Consider the following 207-nt stretch of genomic DNA (forward strand, 5'->3'; position numbering starts at 1 on the left):
TTTTACCAGCCCGATACCCGACGTGATGAACCGGTGATCTGTGCGCTGACTGAACTGGCAGAACGCTATCCGCGCTACGGTTTTAAGAAGTTGTTCCAGCTGCTGCGCAGGCAGGGCAATACCTGGAACCATAAACGTGTTCACCGGATTTACTGCCTGCTGAAACTGAATTTTCGTCGCAAGGGAAAACAGCGGCTGCCAGTGCGT

Annotated in this window: 1 protein-coding gene; it reads left to right on the forward strand. The window is 53.1% G+C overall.

The genetic code is table 11. The features are described from left to right. On the forward strand, positions 1–207 hold a 207-nt coding region (locus ACH1XZ_RS23320; protein ID WP_395597315.1), incomplete at both ends, for an IS3 family transposase.

It is taken from the genome of Kluyvera chengduensis (genome assembly GCF_044197065.1).
Classification (GTDB): Bacteria; Pseudomonadota; Gammaproteobacteria; order Enterobacterales; family Enterobacteriaceae; genus Kluyvera; species Kluyvera ascorbata_C.